A 20,681-nucleotide genomic window follows, 5' to 3' on the forward strand; every position below is an offset into this window, starting at 1 on the left:
CTCGTTAGTGATTGTACTCACTTAACTCAGTGTCCAAAACTTATGGTGCGGATCAGGCCAGCGTCTACACAATTCAATCTTCATTCAGAAAATCTAATTGACGCGAAACTTTGTCCGTCTGGTTTAACTTATATGCCACTTCTCTGTTTGCACTAACGGTTCGCTGCGCTGTGTGCAATTCTTGTAAGCATTGCTGTTGTTTCTATTCCAGATTTCACACACGCGACCAATGTTTCTTATCAACTGCACATGCTTAGCTTTCGTTCAAATCCATCAGCTAATAAAGTTCGTCTGTCTTACGTAGATTCGCACACACATTTTTCAAACCTTCTTAACGATTCTCTCTAGAGTTAGTACTTTGTGTTCAGTTTGCATAGATTCATTACACTTATTGCTGGTACACAACACCGATACTTGGGAGATCCATAATCACGGTTTGCCCTGAAATTACGTTCAATTGGACTTAGGTAGCTTTGGTAATAAACCTAAGAGTTACTTTAAACCCATTGCGCTTAGTTTTTCTTTACTTGTTTTCTCTAACTGATATGCCTGCTTTGAAGTCGCAATGGTGTTACCGCCTGAGATTAGAAAGCTTATAATGTTTATCGACACATGTAATCAATAAGTAAAGTGACACTGTAGCTAGCTGTACAGGTAAAGCTTGGTCCTATGGAACACAAAATAAAGAACCCAAATAACAACTGTATATTTACACAGTTAAATTATTATCCCCTTAAAAACGTTACCTTTCGTATAAATACCGAACAAAAACAACGCTATTTAGGCATATATCTGTCGCTGGGCGCGTATTTTTGCCTAGCAATCACGCTAGTGTCGTTGATCTCTTTTAATACGCTCATGGATAAGAACTACATCATCACACCTGACAGATAACCTACGCGCGTAAATACGGACAGAGACTACGATGGTGGCACCGTAGGCTCATTACATAAGTCAGAAGATGGAATTGAGTTACAGTGTGACTTTGAACAAACCTATAGCTTACCCTTCTGTGAAATTGAGTTCGTTATATCGACCCAAAATAAAGGGCTCGATCTCTCAACGTTCGATTCGGTCACCATCAATATAGAATATGAAGGTCAAGAGGAGCCAAGGTTTCGATTCTACATACGTAACCACGACGACAACTACAGCGCTCAAAGCGACCCTATTTCTAACAAGTTCTATCGCTTAGACTTATCATTCCCCAATAGAAAACACATCAATTTAGCATTCTCAAATTGATACGCGCCGCATTCCTTAATCGACTTCTACACAACACCTTACGCCTCGTAAGCTTTTTAAATACTTATTCTGTAAAGCACATATGTGGCAACGAAGCTTGCTCTAAGCGGTGGTAAGCCATTCGCGATATCGGTTTTGAACATTACCGCTGTGGATTGTCTCACTCTGTTCTTCGATGAAATCATCATTTGTCTGCTTCTGAACATTCATGGATTCTCATCCGTTCAAAATACAAGTCACGACGTCACTAGCCGTAAAAACACCATATATTTAGCCACTTAGGTGCGGTGACACAAATACTGACACCAAAAGTGGTGATTGTTTTACTTTCAGGTCTTGCTGTAATTTAATTACAACCCAAAGCCAAGTAAAGCCTGAGAAGTTAATTACTCTGATGTAACTTTTTGAATAAAAAGTATTTAAGAGTTTTGGACAGGTCGGGATTTAGAGAAACTAAAGAGCAGGTATGTACGAGATAATATACTAGAGGGTAATATATTTAGTTATAGTGCACTATCGTATTAAAAAAGAAGGGCTGATGCCCTACTCTTCTTTATTACTCATTTCTTCACGGATTTGCTCAGCAACGATTTTGATAGCTTGTGCTGTGCTGATGCCTTGGGTCATCATTTCTTGAATTCGTTCAACAGCTTTCTGTTGTTCTTCGTGAGAAAGGGTTGGTAAGTCGTTTAGCATGCTCTGCTCCTTTATTTAGGAGCAGAACTATATAAGGACTGTTAGTAACTAGCAAGGAAATTGATGGATGCACCCATTGCATTTTCATTCGTGTAGTTAGCACTTAGATCTAGCTGAAACAAGTTCAATGGCGAGATACCAACACCAGCTGTCACTGTTCCTTCTGAATCAGAGTAAGCCAGGTTCTTGTAGTACCCTCCCCTTAGCTTAAGCTGACGTAACAGGTCGACTTCAGTACCAACACGAATCATCTGTTCGTTGTCTTCGAACGAAGTAAACTTCTCTGCTTCATTCAAATCATAATCAACACTCAACGTAAAGTAATCAGAAACGATCCCCGCACCAACAGTGTAGACAGGCCCCAGGTTATAAGAATGACTCGATGTTACTGTTCTTGTAGTCCCTGTGCTGCTTGTTAGCTGTTGGCTAACGGATTTAGTTTCAATCTCACGGTCTATAATATTCGTTGCAGAAAAACCCACTCTAAATGGGCCGTAAAACCAAAGCGCACCTGCATCAATATTAAATGTAGTTTCCGCGGTGTCGTTTTCTCGAACATCACTTAGATCGTAGTTTTGTGCCGAGGCAATGTAGTTATACGTATAGATTCTTTGGAGTTTTGGAGAAATACCAAACGACAAATGTTGTCCCATGAACGTTTGATATTTTGCTAATGATATACCAGCTTCCATAATGCCAATAGAAACAGCTTTAACAGCAGTTAACTCAGCATTAACCAAGTCACTATTAGCAGCGTCACTAGATGTATCAGGGGTTACAAATGATTCAGTGTATGCTTTTGCAAATACGTTTGCTGCAATATACTGATTTGGTAGAGCGAATGCTACAACACCACCTAAATCAACATTCAGGCTATCACCATTAAGAGCATCTAGATCAGAACCAGTCACAGTACCTGACTCAATGCTGTCAACTAAATTATCGATATCATCAACTAAGTTATTAGGGTCATTATAATTACCGCCGAAACTTGGCGTGATCATTCCCATGTCATCATTACGACGATAAATGGCAACAAGTGCTGGGTTATAGAATGGAGCAGTTAGGAAGTTTGCTGAAACAACACCAACACCACCCATCGCATCACCACGCGCTTCAATGGCGTAGTTTGCTGCTGAAAGAGGAAGACTGGCGAATGCAATTGACGCTGCGAGTAGTTTTGTAGTTTTTTTCATGCCGTTTATCTTTGTTAGATCCCTTACATAGTTAACGGCACAATTTTAAATTACTTTAACTCTTCTTCGCTAGAAATATCATAAGTTTTACTGATAGTTTGTGCTTGTTCTATCGCTATGTCGCCTTGCCAGCGTGAATGCACCATTGAAACCGCTAAAACATAGCGATCATTAGGAAGTTCTTCACCAGTAAGGTTCATTGGATAATCAGATTCGTAGCTCTTGCCCCAGACCTGTTCATAGTGTTCATCAACGTAATCGTACAAACCGATTTCGAGCTTAGGGAGCGGACAATAAGGATTGAGTAGTTCTTTTTTATCGATTCGCCACGTGTCTTTTGATGCCCAGCGAACTTGTTGACGCATGGCAACTTCACCCAAAACAACCCAAGTGCTCCAAGACTTTCCGCCATCACCTTTAACGCTTAAACGGTATAAACCGGATTCAAGTTGAGAGACTAAATTGTAACGCTTGCGGTATAGACTCACCGATGCGTTGTTAACCACTTCACTGTCTTTGGTTAACTCACTGTCCGAAGAAACGATCTTATCGACCCACTTCTCGAAGGTAATGTCTTGAATGTTGTTTTCGGATTCAACATTAATCGATACACGAAAGGTATCTCGGCCAGGGCTTTGAATGATGTGTCTTTTAACGACGACTGAACTAATCCAATCTGGGAGTGTTTTTCTGGTGAGAGTTTTACCACAATCTTTGTTCAATGCTTGATCGAATAGTTCATTGAGGTGATCTTCTCGTGATTGAGACGAGTTGATTTGCCAAACTTCCACTAATGAGTCAAACATCTGAGGTAAATCATTATCTAGCAGATGTTTATGAACTTGAGTCAGAGCATCGCTGCTCTTAAACCAATCCGTTGCTTGCGCGGTATTCGCTACGCAAGAAAACATTAATAGTGGAAGTAAGGCTATTCTCATTACGCTTTCATCTTGTAACCAACGCCACGCAGCGTTTCAATTTCTAGACCCGGCAGTTTCTGTCTTAGTTGCAGAACGTGCGTGTCTACCGTACGTGTTGTTGGGAAATGGTTGTAACCCCATACATGGTCAAGCAGTTCATCACGTGTAAACACACGTCCAAGGTTACTTGCCAAGAACAGTAGAAGGTCAAATTCAGTGCGCGTTAACGTTACTTCCTGTTCATTGAAAAACACTTCACGTGTCGCTTTATCGATAACAAGATTCTGAGCGATAACTTTTGATGCATCTTGTTCTTCAGAATCTGGCAGGCGAAGTTGAGCACGAATTCGAGCAAATAGCTCAGCCTCTGCGAATGGCTTTGTTAAGTAGTCGTTTGCACCTGAATCTAGGCCCGCTACTTTGTCTTTTACTGTCACGAGAGCCGTCAGCAAAATAACTGGGATATCTTTCTTTTTCTTCCAACCTGGAAGTGAATCTACTGAGTCGCCATCAGGAAGTTGACGGTCTAGAATCACTAGATCCGCTTGTTCCCAGTAGCCTTCAACTTCAGAGATCAGTTCTGCATGCAAACATTCATATCCAGCTTGCTCAAGGCTAACTAATAAACCGTCAGCTAAATTTTTATCATCTTCAACGAGAAGCAATGTCTGTTTCACAAGGTATCTCCAAAATAAATGTTGTTGGGGGGCCGATAAGCGTCATGTGACCGCCCATTTTTCCAACCATAGATTCCACTATCGTCAGACCTAAACCGAGTCCACTCTTACTTACGAATGGCTTTCTTAGTTGCCCCCAATCTTTGCGAGACAAGTCTCCATTATCTATAACTTTGAATGTCAGCTTCTTGTCAGAAGTATTCAGTTCTAGAATTACTGGAGCCACACCGTATTTCACGGCATTTCTGATTAGGTTATCGATGCACGTTCCCAACCAATATACGTTCACTTTTGCAGCTATATCTTTGTTTACACGGAGTTCAATCCCCGGCGCAAAGTCTTCTTCAACTTTGTATTGGAGCCACTCTTCAACACTTGGCACCCACTCTGTTGCGAGCGGTTGATTATCTGATTGCAGGTAATCTTTACTTGCTTCCGCCAACTGTCTTAAACGGCGTGTATCTTCACACAGCCTACGGAACTCATCATATACCGATTCTGGTAAGTGTTCGAACTCACGCCTGAACCCTTCCACCGTCAATGACAAACTCGCAATCGGCGTTCTTAATTCGTGCGTTAGGATTTGAAGAACCAGCATGCGACTCTTCATCTCTTGTTTCTTGCTGTTCCAGCGGTAAATCGCCCAACCTAAGACAAGCATGATGTTGGCAATAACCAAGATAAACATGGCGACTTGCAGAAGCTCTGAATGATCTTCTATTTCCCAACACACATTACCACGCTGGACAAAACAGCTTTTACCTTCTGAAGACAAGCTAAACGATAACCCAGCAAGCGTGGCATTTTCGTTCCAGACTGATTTTTTATACAGGTAATATCTGTCGCCGCGTTTTACCCACATCTCATCAAGCTCAACAAACATACTGGCACCCGCTAACAGCGCGGTGATTGCTTCGCTATCCATTTGTTGCAAGCGAGACAGTAGTTCATCGTGTTCGGTGTTTGGTCGCTCTTGAATATGCATAAAGCGCTTCAGAGAGTCGAATTTTTCTGGGTACTTCTCAACGTATCGTGCCGCATAAGAACCGCCGCCAGGGTGAATCAAACCACTACGGCTAAACCAACGGTCAGAAAGCTTGGTGCCTTTACACATTGCACGAGTAAAAACTAAAGGCTCAGTAATCAAAGGGCTTAACGGCAGTTTACCACTACAGGTTTTTGATAACTGGTACAAGCGCTGAATGTCTTTTAACGGGTACTCTGCTGTTTGTGGCAGCATAGAAGACGGCATGATCAAACGTGTTGGATAATCAGCCTGTAGCACTCGAATATCGTAAGATTCGATTGCCGTTTCATGATCAAAGAGCTTGGTGAAATTATCGATACGCTCAGGTAAAGAGTCAGCAAATGCGTTTGCAGACACAGACAACGTAGCGATAAGAAGAGTAAATGTTCTTTTGATGATCACAAACCAACGCAAATTCATATAGATCAACCAAATATATACCATTCGCTATCAAAGATAAATTTTTAACCGCATGAAAAACTTTGAGAATGGCGAGCTACAGAGATAAAGGCCAATATATTACGGCCACATTGTACATACGTACTAGTAGGCTGATTGGCAAGCCAAACCTCAATTGCGACAAGTTTTGCATCAGGCTTCGTCAACTTCGTATCAACTGAGATCACACATAGAGTCGCTTTCGTAAGATAAAAAAAGGAGCTCAAATGAGCTCCTTATCGAGTTGTTACAGATTGTTTAGAGGTGATCTCTATAGATGTTCTAAGATACTTAGACAACTCTTTTTAGCATCGCCAAACAGCATCTGCGTGTTCTCTTTGAAGAACAGTGGGTTTTGCACACCGGCGTAACCTGTGTTCATCGAACGCTTGAATACGATAACATTCTGAGCGTTCCAAACTTCAAGTACTGGCATACCAGCAATTGGGCTGTTTGGATCTTCAAGTGCTGCAGGGTTTACGGTGTCATTCGCACCAATTACCAATACAGTATCTGTCTCATCGAAGTCATCGTTGATTTCGTCCATTTCTAGAACGATATCGTAAGGCACTTTCGCTTCAGCAAGCAGTACGTTCATGTGACCCGGTAACCTACCAGCAACTGGGTGGATACCAAATCGAACATTAATGCCCTGCGCTCGTAGCTTCTCAGTGATTTCATGCACTGGGTATTGTGCTTGAGCTACTGCCATGCCGTATCCAGGAGTGATGATTACTGACTTAGAGTTTTTCAGCATATCAGCCACATCTTCAGCTGATGTTTCGCGGTGTTCACCTTGCTCTTCATCGCCATCAGACACAACCACTTCTTGGCCGAATCCACCAGCAATAACGCTGATGAAAGAGCGGTTCATCGCCTTACACATAATGTAAGACAGAATCGCACCCGACGAACCAACCAATGCACCAGTTACGATAAGCAGATCGTTTGCAAGCATGAAACCTGCCGCTGCTGCTGCCCAACCAGAGTACGAGTTCAGCATAGAGACAACTACTGGCATATCTGCACCGCCAATCGATGCCACTAGGTGGTAACCGAATGCGAATGCGATAAGTGTCATCACCATTAGTGCGAACATGCTGCCGTCTGCTTTAACGAACATGATCATCAGCAGTGTAGAAACTACGATAGCCGCTAGATTCCACTTGTGCTTATGAGGGATGTTCAATGCAGACGAAGAGATAACGCCACGAAGCTTACCAAACGCAACAATAGAACCCGTGAACGTCACCGCACCGATAAACACGCCAAGGAACACTTCCACTAGATGGATAACGTGCTCTGCATGAATATCTGCAGGGTTGATAGAAACAGCAGCAGGTGGATCGATGTAGCTGTTGTAACCTACAAGTACTGCAGCCATACCTACGAAGCTGTGCAGAATTGCAACCAGCTCTGGCATTTCAGTCATTTCTACTTTTCTTGCGTAGTGGATACCAATACCACCACCGATCACCATAGCAATGATGATCCACACAATACCAGCAGAGTGAGGGCCAAAGATCGTCGCGATCAACGCAATTGCCATACCCGTGATACCGTAATAGTTACCTGCACGCGCAGATTCCTGTTTCGATAACCCAGCCAAGCTCATAATAAAAAATACAGCAGCAACAATATAAGCTGCTTGTACTAATCCTTCAGACATCTGTTACTCCTTAGTCTTTACGGAACATTTCAAGCATACGTTTGGTCACGGTAAAGCCACCAAAGATATTGATACTTGCAATTAATACGGCAATAAATGATAAGAACGTGACGACGCCACTTCCTTGTCCGATCTGTAACAGTGCACCTACTACAATGATGCCTGAAATCGCGTTAGTCACGGACATCAAAGGCGTATGCAGAGAATGGCTTACATTCCAAACTACGTAATAACCCACCACACAAGCGAGAACAAAAACGGTAAAGTGAGATAAGAACGCAGCTGGAGCAACCGAAGCTACCCAAGCGAATGCACCAACAGCTACCGCCATACCCGCCACTTTCTTAATTGGAGAAACAGGTTCTTCAACTTTAGGCTCTGGTTTGGCCGCTTTTGGCTTAACTTGTTGTGGTTGAGCTGAAACTTGAATTGGTGGAGCTGGCCAAGTGACCTCGCCCTCTTTAACGACAGTAACACCACGCAGAACAACATCTTCAAAGTCGATATTGATGTTGCCATCTTTCTCTTTGCAAAGCAGTTTCAAAAGGTTAACTAGGTTCGTTGCATACAGCTGAGATGATTGAGTCGGCAGTCGACCAACCATATCAGTGTAACCAACCACCTTAACGCCGTTAGCGGTTGTAATGACTTGATCCGCAACCGTGTATTCACAGTTACCGCCATTGGCTGCCGCAAGGTCTACAATCACACTACCTGCACTCATGCTGTCTACCATCTCTTTGGTAATCAGCTTCGGAGCCGGGCGACCTGGAATCAGCGCTGTTGTAATGATGATATCAACGTCTTTCGCTTGAGCTGCATAAAGTTCTTCGGCTTTCTTATTGAATGCTTCAGACATCTCTTTTGCGTAGCCGTCACCAGCACTGGTATCTTCCTTGAAATCCACTTCCAAGAATTCAGCACCCATCGACTCAACTTGTTCTTTAACTTCAGGACGAACATCGAATGAACGAACGATCGCACCCAAGCTACCCGCAGCGCCAATTGCCGCTAGGCCAGCAACACCAGCACCTGCAACCAGTACTTTTGCTGGTGGAACTTTACCCGCAGCCGTAATCTGACCCGTGAAGAATCGACCAAATTCATGCGCCGCTTCAACAACAGCACGATAACCCGCGATGTTTGCCATAGAACTCAATGCATCTAACGCCTGAGCTCTTGAAATTCGTGGTACAGAATCCATCGCCATCACGTTGATGTTACGACTGGACAATTGTTCCATTAATTCTGGATTTTGGGCAGGCCAAATAAAGCTGACCAATGTTGCGCCATCTTTAAGAAGATCGATTTCATTTTTAGACTCGTCAACGATCGGAGAGTTAACTTTAAAGATAATATCGGATTTCCAAGCTTCATCTGCGGTGACAACTTTTGCTCCAGCTTGTTCATAAGCTGCATCTTCAAAACTTGCTAACGCACCTGCTTGTGATTCAACACAAACTTCAAATCCTAATTTTAGAAGCTGTTCTACCGATTTCGGCGAAGCAGCGACTCGCGTTTCACCAGCGAGCGTTTCTCTTGGTACACCAATTTGCATAGCTATTCCTTGACTATTGGCACGAATGACTTATTCGTTTGTATCTAACGACAACTAATACTTCAAGCGTTTTGTTCAAAGAACAGGAAAAGTTATTACTTATAACGATTTGGATGGAGTTTGAGCGCTTCATTTGGATAAATGACGACCGTCTCGAACGAAGAGGTCAAACCACTTGCAAATAATCCTTTTAATAACAACCTACTAGCTGTTCTTTGTCCCTAAAACTAAAAAGAGCTTTCAGCATATACACTGAAAGCTCTCTAAATTATGACCAACATCAATTCTAACCCTAATTGGCTAGCTAAATATATTGTCGCCCATTTGGTCGATGAACATCTGCGATTTTTTGAGCATCAATTCGTCGGCATCTTGTTTGTTTGAAACAACATCTGAACGAATAAAACGGTGAGTTTTGATTTCACCATCGAATTCTTTCTCGATTCGCCCAGCAACACGGTATTGACCAGATTCTGCAATGGCATCTTGATAGATATTGAAACCCTTATATTCGACTGGCTCAATCTCTACTTTTTGTTCGGTTTTTTCTTTGCCACCAAATAATCTAGAAAAGAATCCCACGTTTTTACTCCTTAAATGACCGTATTCACCCTAAACTATCATGACTGTTTACGGTTCAACAACGGCTTTTCATACCATTGCAATTCTACGTCATCGTCAAAATTGTGTTGACTAAATATAACAGGCACATTGTCATCACGTTCACGTCTTCGATCGTCAATAATCATACTTTCTGCATTTTTGACCGCGATCTCACTATTGCGTTTATAGAGCACCAATTTGTCTTCTGGCAATGCTGACAGAAAATCGATATCAAAACGAATATAGATAGGTTTTAGCTGGCCCAAAGCCAAGCACGCGAGATCGGCCAACTGTTCGTTGGTATAACTAGACACATATTCCTCGGTAGCCAATACATGACCGACCAGAGTTTCCATATAGTTATGTACATCAACACTAATTTGCATACCACACCTCCATTTGTAGCGGTTTTTCTAGTCGCAGTCGTTTCTAAAGTCACTTGAAACCATGCAATAGTCACTTGAAACCATGCAATTCCTAATAGCTTTCTATAACTCAGTTATAGGTTTTACTGTCCATAGTTGAAACTTAGGCATTATTTAATCTTACTCTGACTTCATTACAGATCTTCGTCGCTTAATGAAAAGGTCACTCAATGATAACTGATCATCAAGCCCTTTAAGTGACAGCGCCAACGTAAGAGCAGCAGAGCAGATTTTGTTAAGTATCTATAACGACTAATTAATTTCTCATATATACTGTGTAGTTCGTTCTAAGGTTAATAGCAACTCAAAATACATATAAAAATGATTGCACCAATAGCGACCTATGACTATGTTTTTGCTCTAATTTAGGCAAAAAGCTTGGCAATCGCTTGTTTAACCGTATCCTACGCATAGTATTAAATAATAAGATCATCAATATAGTTAGGCTCACCACATAAATGGCATCATCTTTTGTAACGTCGAGCATGTTTCGATTTTGCTTCCCTTTAGTCCTGTTAACAATTTTGCTCGTTGGTATGGACAACGTCATTCTCGTGACGGACTCAAATTTAGGGTTTGCTAGCAACCTCCCTTACATTTTATTGAGCGTTGCGGTTCTGCTATGCCATACGTTCAGACAAGGTCGAATGGCGATGGTATCGGTGACCATGCTTGTCGCTTATCTGATCATCCAAGTTCGCTTACAAACGCCTCTCAATACTGGCACAACGCTATTAGAGCTCTCGTTACTTGCGGCCTTAGTACCTGTCACTTGCTTACTTGTTTATGCCTTCCCTGATAACGGCGTAAACTCAAAGTCGATGCTGCTCTACGCCATCGTTCTTGTTCTGTTTATGGTGTGGGCACAATTGATCGTCTCTCACTTCCATGCCGGCGGTTTTGAATCATGGAGTGATGGTCTTCTATTTATTGTCAGAGACTTCTCCAAACTGCCTTTTGTTTTAGTGCTGTATAGCCTTTGCTTGCTTGGCCTTACTGCCATTCTCGTGTTGGTGTATAACCGCTCTATCGATGTTGTGGTTTATAGCGCTATCCTGCTTTCTTCTTGTACGTTCATCTTCTTCGATATTCAGTACATCTCGAGCACCATGTTCTCGCTGTCAGGCACACTGATCATCGTCTATGTGATGTCTGCTAGTCATGATATGGCCTTTAACGACCAACTGACTAACATTCCCGGTCGACACGCCTTAGAAGTCGATATGAAGCACTTGGGGCGTAAGTATTCGATGGCGATGGTCGATATTGATCACTTTAAACAATTCAACGATACCTACGGACATGACATTGGCGACGATGTGTTAAAACTGGTGGCACGCATTCTGAGGGAAACCACAGGCGGCGCTAAAGCTTATCGCTATGGTGGAGAAGAGTTCACGATTATCTTCAAAGGAAAACATTCGGAACAAGTTAAAGAGCACCTTCAAGCTCTGATTTCCGAGGTTCAAAACTACGACATGACGATTCGTAATAGTCATGAACGCCCCGACGATCATGAAGTGGGTATGAAAAAGCGTGGCAAGAAAGGCAAACCATCGGAAGTGGTGAATGTGACGGTGAGTATTGGATTGTCTGATAGTACAACCACCAGACATCCTGAAGAGGTGTTGAAGCTTGCTGACCAAGCGCTGTATAAAGCGAAAGAAACCGGTCGAAACAAACTGTGTATTGACCGTTAACAATAGTTGATAGCGAAAGATATTGAGTGCTAGAGATCTAAATAGCTTAAGCCATTAATAGCGATCTGCTTCAATAACTATCACTTCCAAGTTCAACGAGCCTCATTGATTTGAGGCCGTATGGGCTTAACTGGAAAAAAGAGCTTAATCTTGGTTGAAGAATATAACCAAGCTGCCACCTTTTAAGCTACTTCCGTAGTTAATCGTAAAACCTATTCCCACGTTATCGACCCACTCATTAAACAGGTTTGGGTTAAGCAACCAACCAACACTGCCCTCGTAGTAAGATGTGGTGCCCATAGATGCCACGGTGTCACCACCAATATCAATTCGTCTTATACTCGAGTACATCGAAGTGATGTTCTTATCCCAACGCACGAGATCATAGAAAACCTTGGCTTCATTGGCTATATACCACCCTTCAGGATGACCGACATTGCCATTATTCGCCTCGCCCCAGCCGATGCCATTAAAGTAATGCCAACTGGTGCTCAATTTATACTTTCCCCAGTCATTCTTATCTTCGTACATCAGCTTGATTTTAGGCTCGATGATGTAAGCCCAAGCATCAGTATTGAGATATACGCCATCCAGTTGGTCTTGAATAGGCTTTAGCAACGAAGCGCGATATTCAAAATCATTGCGGTAGTAAGAGATGTGGTTACCGATTGCAGAGCTGAAGCTCCAATATTCGTCTAGCTGGGACACATTCGCGAATTCGACGTAGCCAGACACTACCGACTCTTTTTGAAAATCGTTTCTGTTTGCTGCCGCGTACTCGACATCGTTCTCGATTCGCAATGCAGACAAGCGTAGCGTCACCTCTTGATGGTTGTCTTCGATGTAACTTGGTAATTCAAATGTGTAAGGCAAACTCAGGGAGGTGATGTTTTGGCGACGACTTACCGAATCATTCGAACCGATGTCTTCATTGTCCAAACTAAACACTTTATTGGGGTCAAAGTTATTGATACCAAAAGTGAAAACATCGGTGTCGTTGAGCAATACACTGGTGGCAAAGCTCTGCTCTAGATCCTTTCGAAAAAGATCAGATAGCGTATTGGCATTAACAGTGGTCGCCAAAGCGGTAAAAAATAGAGGAACCGCAAGCGTCCAAGATGTGTTAGTCATAGAAAATGACTTCGAATGTGGCATTTCTTTTATCACTTAAAGCACTTCCTAGCTCAAACGCTATTAGAAGTATAAATTCAAATATCTAAAAGAGCTCGCCAACTAACGCGCAAGCTCCAAAATGTTACGTTGTACAAAGGTATTTCTACCACTTTGCTTCGCTTGATAAAGCGCTTGATCGACCTTTTCGTAAATAGACGCAATAGATTCGCCACCTTCTGGCACAAATGACAACACACCTTGTGACGCTGTCACTCTATCCGATACCGTTGAGTGTTCATGAGCGTAGTTCATCTCATGCAATGCCTCTTTAACTCGAGTCGCGTGTACCTTAGCGCCTTCACTGTCTGTATCGCTAAGAATCAGAACAAACTCTTCACCGCCATAACGACCTACAAATTCTCCCGCACGAACAAACAGCTGTTTCAAGGTATTAGCAAGCCCTTGTAAGCACTTATCCCCTTGAATATGACCATAATTATCGTTGTAAGGCTTAAAGAAGTCTACATCTAGAAGTATGACTGTCATGGATATATTACGTCTTCCGTGCCACGCTATGCTCTCTTCAAGCTTAGTATCCATATATCGACGGTTATACAATTTGGTCAGGCCATCTTCGTTGGCTTGTTGCTGCAGAAGGATGTTCAGTTCTTCGAGTTTGGCTGTGCTTTGTTTTAGCTCTCGTCTCATGTGCGCGATACGTTGCATCGCAATCAGCTTAGAATTCAAAACAACCTTGTTTACTGGCTTGATCAGGTAATCATCGCCACCAGCGTCAATCGCTTTTGCGATCATCTCAGGTTCTTCGTGACCACTAAGAAAGATGATGGGAACCCATTCTGGGAATCGGCTTCGAACCTCATTCGCCACTTCAAAACCATCCATATCAGGCATGCTGATATCAAGTAACACGAGTTCAGGATCAAAATCAGAATAAACACTCAGGGCTTCTTTTCCGCTACCGACAGCTTCTACAATATGACCCAGTTGCTTGAGTCGGATAGCAAGTTGCATCCTGTCTAGTTGAACGTCATCAACCAGCAATATGCGCATTGAAGATCCCTTTTCTATCATCACATCACCTTTATCTAGTGTTGAATATTCAAAGTAGCTCAAATTTGGGCTTAAATCATGCCCTAATCTCTATATTATATTGACTTTTTTACAGATCTTTTTAGCATTGTTTCTTTTTAAAGAGAAATACTATGTCAGACGCTACAAACAACGAACAACAAGAAATCGATTTAACCACCATCTCACCAGAACTTCGTCAAGTTATCGAATTTGATGGCGTACCAAAAGAGATGCACTTTATGGTTACTTCTATTCACGAAGTGTCTGAAGAAGCAGTACGCGAAGCTTGGGATAGTCTTCCAGCAAGCGCACAAAATGTTTTAGACAACTTCGAGCAGTTCCACGCTCTAATCTCAGTTAGCCAAGCTTTCGCTGGTGTTAACGTGATGGAAGAGTTCCCTACTCTTAAACTTCCAGAAGACATGTCTGACGAAGAAAAAGAAGAGTACCGTGCTCAACTGCTAGACCAAGTTCTACACAACTGTGTAAAAGACATGGTTAAACAAATCAAGAAAGCTCGTCGTGATGCAATCTTGAAGCGTGATTTCAAAGAAGTTTTTACTAAGTAAGTCGCTAGTCGCCTAAACTAGGCTAAGCGCTAACAGTACTACTTAGAATTAAGCTGCATGTTTCTTTAAACACGCGGCTTTTTTATATCCGCTATTTTCTGTTCGTCGATCGTTACGTCTGTATGTTCTTGTTGCTAATGTTCATATGATTCGACAAATCATATGCTTTAACACTCATATAGTGTGGCGCAAAACTGGCAGTTATACCGTATAAAAATGACGCATGTATCCATTCATGGAATCAAGATCGAATTTTCAGAACCTATAACAGGCAGTATCGCGACAATATCGAAAAGCAAACCTTCTCAGGTTTAATGCGTTACCGCGATATCTCTTTGAGCGACACTCACACCTTTAATTTGAGCGTAAACACGCTGCCCGATTTCTAGATTCAACTCATCCAGCGCCCACAAAGTAATGGTTGCCCATAGATAGCACCCAGACTCTAACTCTAGCTCGACAGCGACACTCTGCTTATTTGTGCCTTGCTGGTGCGTCTCTACACTTTTAATGGTCACTGGAAGGATGTTACGTATAGAAGTCCCTTTCGGCCGTTCTAGCGTGATAGAGACATCATTTGCCCTAACTTGCAGCCTCACTGTCGTACCAAGCTCACTCGATACTTTCTGAACCCATAACGACGTCGACTTTCCTAGCATCAGGCGAGACAGCGCATAATCATCATTGTGTTCCGCTAATGTCGCTTCAAACAACGAGCTTTGCTCTGAGAAAGATTGCCAAGGTTGCATGGCTCTCGATGCCCAAACCTCTTCCGTCACACCCGACGAAATCACTTTGCCTTGGTCAATAATCACAAGGTGATTTGCCAAGCGTAAAATTTCATTGAGGCTATGAGTGACATAGATGATCGGTATTTGGACGGTTTCGGATAAGTTTTCCAGAAATGGCATCACTTCGCGCTTACGAGGCAAGTCGAGAGACGCTAAAGGCTCATCCATCAACAAAATGCTCGGCTTTGATAACAAAGCGCGGCCAATCGCCACACGTTGCTTCTCACCGCCAGACAAACGAGCTGGGTATCGGTCAAGCAATGAACCCAAAGACAACAGCGAGACTATTTGCTCAAAGTGCGCTTGATCGACGCTTTTCATACCGTATTTAAGGTTCGCTGCCACCTTCATATGTGGAAACAATCGCGACTCTTGGAACACATAACCGACGTTGCGTTTGTGAGTCGGCAAATTAATGCCATTTTCACTATCGAACAGTGTGGTTCCAGATACGCTGATCAGACCTTTATCGGGCTGTTTAAGGCCACTGATTGCATTGATAAGTGAGGTTTTACCCGCGCCAGAACGACCAAAAATTGCCGTAATGCCGCTACTTGGTAATTCCAAGTCGATATCAAAGAACGTTTCACCAAGTTGTTGTTGATATTGGAGGATCAAAGCACTCATGCATTGCCTCCCAAGCGTTGTGCTGACTTTTTGTTGAGCCACTCAGATAGCATCAATGAACCCAGCGCTATCACAATAGAAATGACACACAAACGCGCGGCTTCCATTTCAGCGCCAGGGGTTTCAATAAAGGTATACATAGCCAAAGGAATGGTTTGAGTTTCACCGGGAATATTTGAAACGAAGCTGATGGTCGCGCCAAACTCCCCTAGGCTTCTTGCGAATGAAAGCATGGTGCCGGTAATGACCCCTGGGATCATCAAGGGTAAAGTGATCGTGAAAAACACACGAAGAGGTGAAGCGCCTAATGTAGCAGCCGCCTCTTCAAGCTTACTGTCTACGGTTTCTAGGCTCAATCTAATAGAGCGAACCATCAGCGGCAACGCCACAACCACACAAGCGAGTGCCGCGCCCTTCCAGCTAAAGCTGAATACAATACCAAACACGTCATTGAGCCACGAACCTATGATACCTTGCCTGCCCATCATCACTAGCAGTAAATAGCCAATAACCACAGGTGGAAGTACCAAAGGTAAATGGACAATACTCTCAACAATGCTCTTACCTACAAATTGTTTCTTAGCAAGTAGCCATGCTAAGCCAATACCGATAGGGATAAGCCATAAGATTGCAAACCCAGCGACTTTTAAGCTCAGCATTAAGGCTTGGTATTCGTATTCCGATAAATACATCATTTAACGCACTTCAAATCCAAAACTGTTCAAGGTGTCTTTCGCTTTTTCGCTCTTTAGGAAAGTATAGAACTCTTCTGCCACAACTTTATCACTCAACTTCGCTACAGGGTAACGTATTGGTGTGTGCAGATCTGATGGGAAGGTCGACACTAGGTTTACTTCTTTAGAAAGCAACGCATCCGTTTTGTAGACAATGCCAAGCTTAGCTTCACTGCGCTCGACTAAGGCTAAGGCCATACGAACATTGTTACTTGGTGCCAATCGAGTTTTCACATCGTCCCATACACCTAACGTTTCTAACGCTTCTTTTGCATAGATACCAGCAGGAACCGACATGGTGTTACCCACTGCAAGCCTTTCATTAGTAAGCAGTTTAGCCCATTGTTCACCTTTTGATAGGTCTAACGTTACCGATGTCTCTTTAGGAGCAATCAGCACCAGTTCGTTTTCACATAGGTTTGTGACATTGTCACTATAAACCAATTTACGATCGACTAAATGCGTCATCCATTTCTCATTTGCCGAGATAAAAATGTCTGCTGGTGCTCCTCTTTCGATTTGTCGCACCAAAGACGACGTACTCGCGTACACAGGAATCACATCGACAGAATGGTCTTTCTCAAACTCTTCAACCAACAGATTAACCGCATTGGTCATCGACGATGCAGCGTAAACTCGTAGCTTTTCCGCAGCAAAAAGATGACTAGAACTCAATGCCGAAGTTAAAGCCATGGTTAAAAGGAAGACTCGCTTTTTCATTGTTATCACTTATCTATTGTTCGTTTAAGTTCTTTAGCTAACTTCTAAATGGCGGCTTAAGCTGTTAACTCTGGCCAAAGCAGATCAAGATTTAAGTACTCTTCGATGGCATCAGCGATTCGATTAATACCCAGCTCTTTAAGCTGTTCGTGGTCAATCGCGGTCACATCGTTGGCTCCTGCCCATTCGCAAATAAGCGACAACGCATCACTGTTGTCGAATACGCCATGCAAGTAAGTACCAAAAATCGAGTTATCTTGATTCACAGCGCCATCTAGGCTGCCAGATTCTAACTGAACCGGTAAGGCTGTTTCTTTGACATCAGTCCTACCTACGTGGATTTCATACCCTTTTACTTGTGCTGTTTTGCCATCCAGCGTCATGGTGCCGCGTACGTTGGTTAAGGTTTTCTGCTGTGTAAGGGTCGTTTCAGTATCGAGATACCCTAACCCTTCGCTGCTGCCGGGTTCCCCTTCAACGCCATCAGGATCGTGGATGATGTTACCTAACATTTGGTAGCCACCGCAGATACCCATCACTTTGCCGCCTAAGCGCAGGTGGCGTTGAATATCTTTATCCCAGCCTTGTTCTTTTAGGTAATCCAAATCTGCTCTTACCGACTTTGTACCCGGCAAGATAATTAAATCAGCATTGTTTACACGTTCGCCTTTACCGACATAACGTAAATCAATCGAAGGATTCAATCTTAACGCGTCAAAGTCTGTATGGTTGCTGATTCGGGTTAGCACTGGCACCGCCACCTTAAGCTTAGCTTCTCCGTCAGACTCTTGAGCAGAGGTAATGGCATCTTCCGCTTCTAAGTTAAAACCATGCAGATATGGCAAAACACCAATGACTGGCTTGCCGGTTTTTTCCTCTAGCCAATCTAGGCCAGATTGAAGCAGTGCGATATCGCCTCTAAAACGATTTATCACAAAGCCTTTTACACGAGCTTGTTCAGATTCAGACAATAGAGCTAATGTCCCGTAGAGATGCGCAAAAACGCCACCACGGTCAATATCAGCAACGATGATCACAGGGATGTCCGCTTTCTCAGCAAATCCCATGTTAGCGATATCATTTTCACGAAGATTGATTTCGGCTGGGCTCCCCGCACCTTCAATCATCACGCTCTCATATTCTTCAGAAAGTCGGTCAAACGAATCGATAACTGTATCCATCGCCACTTTCTTGTAATCATGATAACCCGTCGCTTCCATGTTGCTCAGCGCTCGGCCTTGCAAAATCACTTGCGCGCCGGTATCTGAGTTGGGCTTTAGCAATACAGGGTTCATGTGAACGGTTGGCTCTATATTACAAGCTTGCGCCTGAACCGCTTGAGCACGGCCAATTTCGCCACCATCTTTTGTCACAGCACTGTTCAACGCCATGTTTTGTGGCTTAAAAGGTGCCACTTTGATTCCTTTCCTTGCCAAAACACGGCATAAACCTGCCACCAAAACACTTTTTCCGGCATCTGACGTTGTCCCTTGAACCATAAGGGCACTTAATGGTGCTCGCATTTGTACTTAAATCCTTAATTTCTTAATTTCTTAATTTTCAATTTATAGCTGTGGGCAATATTTCTCTGCGACCATCTTAACGTCATTGCCGAGTAGATGCTCAATAAAATGAATGGAAAATGAATGTGTTACTCACTCTGGATTCAACCCCAGTGTTGTTTAATAGCTCCATCGAAACGAAGCTTGTGAACGATAACAGGCGCTTCAACAAAAAACGTACTAACGAAAAGAAACGTTTCAAATTCAGAAAAACGTTTCTACTAAAAACAACATTAAGGGATTCACCATGAAAAAAACTGTATTAGCTATCGCATCTACTATTATCCTTGCTCCTACTTTCGCAATGGCTAGTGACCACAACAGCAATAATAATGTCAACAGCAAGCACGAAAGCGCTATTGCTTATACTGGCCCAATTGAAACCGTTTCTGTTGCGACACTACTTGCCGACACAAGCATGTTCGCAGAGCAAGAAGCAATTGTGGATGGCAAGATCGTTCGTCAACTTAAGAATGACACGTTTGTCTTCTCTGATGGCCAGAGTGAAATTCAAATCGAACTTGATGATGATATCCGCCTAGCACAACCACTGACCGCTGATACAAAAGTTCGTATCTTCGGTGAATATGAAGGTGGTAAGACACCTGAAATCGAAGTGGACCACATCCAGGTTCTATAAGCGATTAATATAAAAATACCGACTTCAAATAATTGGCCTGCATATTGCAGGCTTTTTTGTATTATACTGCCGCAAAATACAATTTATATGGAGTCACCATGCTAGGTTGCACGAATAAGACTGTCCTTTTAGGACTCGCTGCACTGTGTTCATTCTCTGCGTCTGCAAACAACTTTAACTACAACACATTCGAGCTGCGCATGGGTACTAGCCCAAGTACTTTCGGTGGTGAAGTCACAACAATGTTCACTCAGAACTCTCATTTTGTTGCTCGTATCGATTCAGAATTTGAAAGTGATTGGGATGCAGCGGTAGGTATGGGATTCAACGGCCCAATCAGTCAATTTGCTGACGTTACTGGCCAAATGTTACTGCACAACATTGAACGGAATGACGATAACCACATCAAAACAGAAATTAACCTTGGCTTGAGAGCTTGGTTAATGGCAAACGTTGAAGTTAACGCACGCCTTGGTCAACTGATCGACAACGATGACACTCGTTCAATTTTGGGTATCGGTGCTCGTTTCCATTCAACTGATCAACTGTCTGTTGGTCTTGATATGCGCAATAACGGCACATATGGCCACCAAATCTTAATGTCGGCTCGATTCGGATTCTAATCTAGATTTCAATTACTGAGTAATAAATAGCTAAACGTATTACATAGAAAAGCCCC

At 42.9% G+C, this 20,681-nt stretch carries 19 protein-coding genes and 1 pseudogene; 5 read left to right on the top strand and 15 right to left on the bottom strand.

Features of this window, described 5'->3' with window-relative positions; all coding sequences use genetic code 11:
* Positions 1-753 precede the first annotated feature (753 nt).
* A pseudogene (locus AB6D58_RS14860) lies at positions 754-1,242 on the top strand (GGDEF domain-containing protein); the annotation flags it as partial.
* A 546-nt stretch (positions 1,243-1,788) separates the two neighbouring features.
* Here AB6D58_RS14860 and AB6D58_RS14865 read toward each other — a convergent pair.
* The 9 genes from AB6D58_RS14865 to AB6D58_RS14905 form a co-directional block, all read right to left on the bottom strand.
* Positions 1,789-1,941, bottom strand: coding sequence for a YoaH family protein (locus AB6D58_RS14865; RefSeq protein WP_004731009.1), 153 nt, complete (start codon positions 1,939-1,941; stop codon positions 1,789-1,791).
* Between the two features lie 41 nt (positions 1,942-1,982).
* Positions 1,983-3,137, bottom strand: a complete 1,155-nt coding sequence (locus tag AB6D58_RS14870; RefSeq protein ID WP_372157656.1) for a conjugal transfer protein TraF — start codon at positions 3,135-3,137, stop codon at positions 1,983-1,985.
* Positions 3,138-3,187: 50 nt separating this feature from the next.
* Positions 3,188-4,075, bottom strand: coding sequence for a DUF2861 family protein (locus AB6D58_RS14875; RefSeq protein WP_372084215.1), 888 nt, complete (start codon positions 4,073-4,075; stop codon positions 3,188-3,190).
* Complete coding sequence (vxrB, locus tag AB6D58_RS14880; RefSeq protein WP_017060099.1) at positions 4,075-4,734, bottom strand: response regulator transcription factor VxrB; 660 nt, start codon at positions 4,732-4,734, stop codon at positions 4,075-4,077. The genes AB6D58_RS14875 and vxrB overlap by 1 nt, the downstream gene beginning before the upstream one ends.
* The gene (vxrA, locus tag AB6D58_RS14885) at positions 4,709-6,181 is read right to left on the bottom strand and encodes a sensor histidine kinase VxrA (protein WP_017065947.1); all 1,473 of its coding nucleotides are present in this window, start codon (positions 6,179-6,181) and stop codon (positions 4,709-4,711) included. Before vxrA ends, vxrB begins: the two co-directional genes overlap by 26 nt.
* A gap of 289 nt (positions 6,182-6,470) precedes the next feature.
* Positions 6,471-7,868 (bottom strand): Re/Si-specific NAD(P)(+) transhydrogenase subunit beta, encoded by a 1,398-nt coding sequence (pntB, locus tag AB6D58_RS14890; protein ID WP_017064580.1) that lies wholly within the window; start codon positions 7,866-7,868, stop codon positions 6,471-6,473.
* A 10-nt stretch (positions 7,869-7,878) separates the two neighbouring features.
* The gene (gene pntA / locus AB6D58_RS14895; protein WP_372157659.1) at positions 7,879-9,426 is read right to left on the bottom strand and encodes a Re/Si-specific NAD(P)(+) transhydrogenase subunit alpha; all 1,548 of its coding nucleotides are present in this window, start codon (positions 9,424-9,426) and stop codon (positions 7,879-7,881) included.
* Between the two features lie 300 nt (positions 9,427-9,726).
* Entirely contained in the window at positions 9,727-10,008 is a 282-nt protein-coding gene (locus tag AB6D58_RS14900; RefSeq protein WP_004731023.1) for an HlyU family transcriptional regulator, read from the bottom strand.
* A 38-nt stretch (positions 10,009-10,046) separates the two neighbouring features.
* The gene (locus tag AB6D58_RS14905) at positions 10,047-10,415 is read right to left on the bottom strand and encodes a late competence development ComFB family protein (protein ID WP_017060104.1); all 369 of its coding nucleotides are present in this window, start codon (positions 10,413-10,415) and stop codon (positions 10,047-10,049) included.
* Positions 10,416-10,912: 497 nt separating this feature from the next.
* Here AB6D58_RS14905 and AB6D58_RS14910 point away from each other — a divergent pair, with 497 nt between their 5' ends.
* On the top strand, positions 10,913-12,154 hold the full coding sequence (locus AB6D58_RS14910; protein WP_032546996.1) for a GGDEF domain-containing protein: 1,242 nt from the start codon (positions 10,913-10,915) through the stop codon (positions 12,152-12,154).
* Between the two features lie 144 nt (positions 12,155-12,298).
* On the opposite strand, the gene AB6D58_RS14915 is transcribed toward AB6D58_RS14910, so the two are convergent.
* The gene (locus AB6D58_RS14915) at positions 12,299-13,309 is read right to left on the bottom strand and encodes a Solitary outer membrane autotransporter beta-barrel domain (protein WP_372157660.1); all 1,011 of its coding nucleotides are present in this window, start codon (positions 13,307-13,309) and stop codon (positions 12,299-12,301) included.
* A gap of 78 nt (positions 13,310-13,387) precedes the next feature.
* Complete coding sequence (locus AB6D58_RS14920) at positions 13,388-14,359, bottom strand: diguanylate cyclase (protein WP_170791831.1); 972 nt, start codon at positions 14,357-14,359, stop codon at positions 13,388-13,390.
* Positions 14,360-14,490: 131 nt separating this feature from the next.
* Here AB6D58_RS14920 and AB6D58_RS14925 point away from each other — a divergent pair, with 131 nt between their 5' ends.
* A complete protein-coding gene (locus tag AB6D58_RS14925) occupies positions 14,491-14,928 on the top strand; it encodes a DUF3069 domain-containing protein (protein WP_017060108.1) in 438 nt (145 codons plus the stop codon).
* 311 nt (positions 14,929-15,239) lie between these two features.
* On the opposite strand, the gene modC is transcribed toward AB6D58_RS14925, so the two are convergent.
* From modC to AB6D58_RS14945, 4 genes are read right to left on the bottom strand one after another with little or no spacing between them, the layout of a single operon-like run.
* The gene (gene modC, locus AB6D58_RS14930) at positions 15,240-16,346 is read right to left on the bottom strand and encodes a molybdenum ABC transporter ATP-binding protein ModC (RefSeq protein ID WP_017067812.1); all 1,107 of its coding nucleotides are present in this window, start codon (positions 16,344-16,346) and stop codon (positions 15,240-15,242) included.
* The gene (gene modB, locus AB6D58_RS14935) at positions 16,343-17,041 is read right to left on the bottom strand and encodes a molybdate ABC transporter permease subunit (RefSeq protein ID WP_017060110.1); all 699 of its coding nucleotides are present in this window, start codon (positions 17,039-17,041) and stop codon (positions 16,343-16,345) included. The genes modC and modB overlap by 4 nt, the downstream gene beginning before the upstream one ends.
* Entirely contained in the window at positions 17,042-17,800 is a 759-nt protein-coding gene (gene modA, locus AB6D58_RS14940) for a molybdate ABC transporter substrate-binding protein (protein ID WP_017060111.1), read from the bottom strand.
* A gap of 56 nt (positions 17,801-17,856) precedes the next feature.
* On the bottom strand, positions 17,857-19,323 hold the full coding sequence (locus AB6D58_RS14945; protein ID WP_372052282.1) for a cobyric acid synthase: 1,467 nt from the start codon (positions 19,321-19,323) through the stop codon (positions 17,857-17,859).
* 286 nt (positions 19,324-19,609) lie between these two features.
* On the opposite strand from AB6D58_RS14945, the gene AB6D58_RS14950 reads away from it, so the two are divergent.
* Together AB6D58_RS14950 and AB6D58_RS14955 are read left to right on the top strand one after the other, a co-directional pair.
* Positions 19,610-20,002 (top strand): YgiW/YdeI family stress tolerance OB fold protein, encoded by a 393-nt coding sequence (locus AB6D58_RS14950; RefSeq protein WP_017064574.1) that lies wholly within the window; start codon positions 19,610-19,612, stop codon positions 20,000-20,002.
* A 98-nt stretch (positions 20,003-20,100) separates the two neighbouring features.
* Positions 20,101-20,625 (top strand): hypothetical protein, encoded by a 525-nt coding sequence (locus AB6D58_RS14955; protein WP_017060115.1) that lies wholly within the window; start codon positions 20,101-20,103, stop codon positions 20,623-20,625.
* The last annotated feature ends 56 nt before the right edge of the window (positions 20,626-20,681 follow it).

The sequence above is a fragment of the Vibrio sp. 10N.239.312.D08 genome (assembly GCF_041466145.1).
GTDB classification, from domain to species: domain Bacteria; phylum Pseudomonadota; class Gammaproteobacteria; order Enterobacterales; family Vibrionaceae; genus Vibrio; species Vibrio crassostreae_C.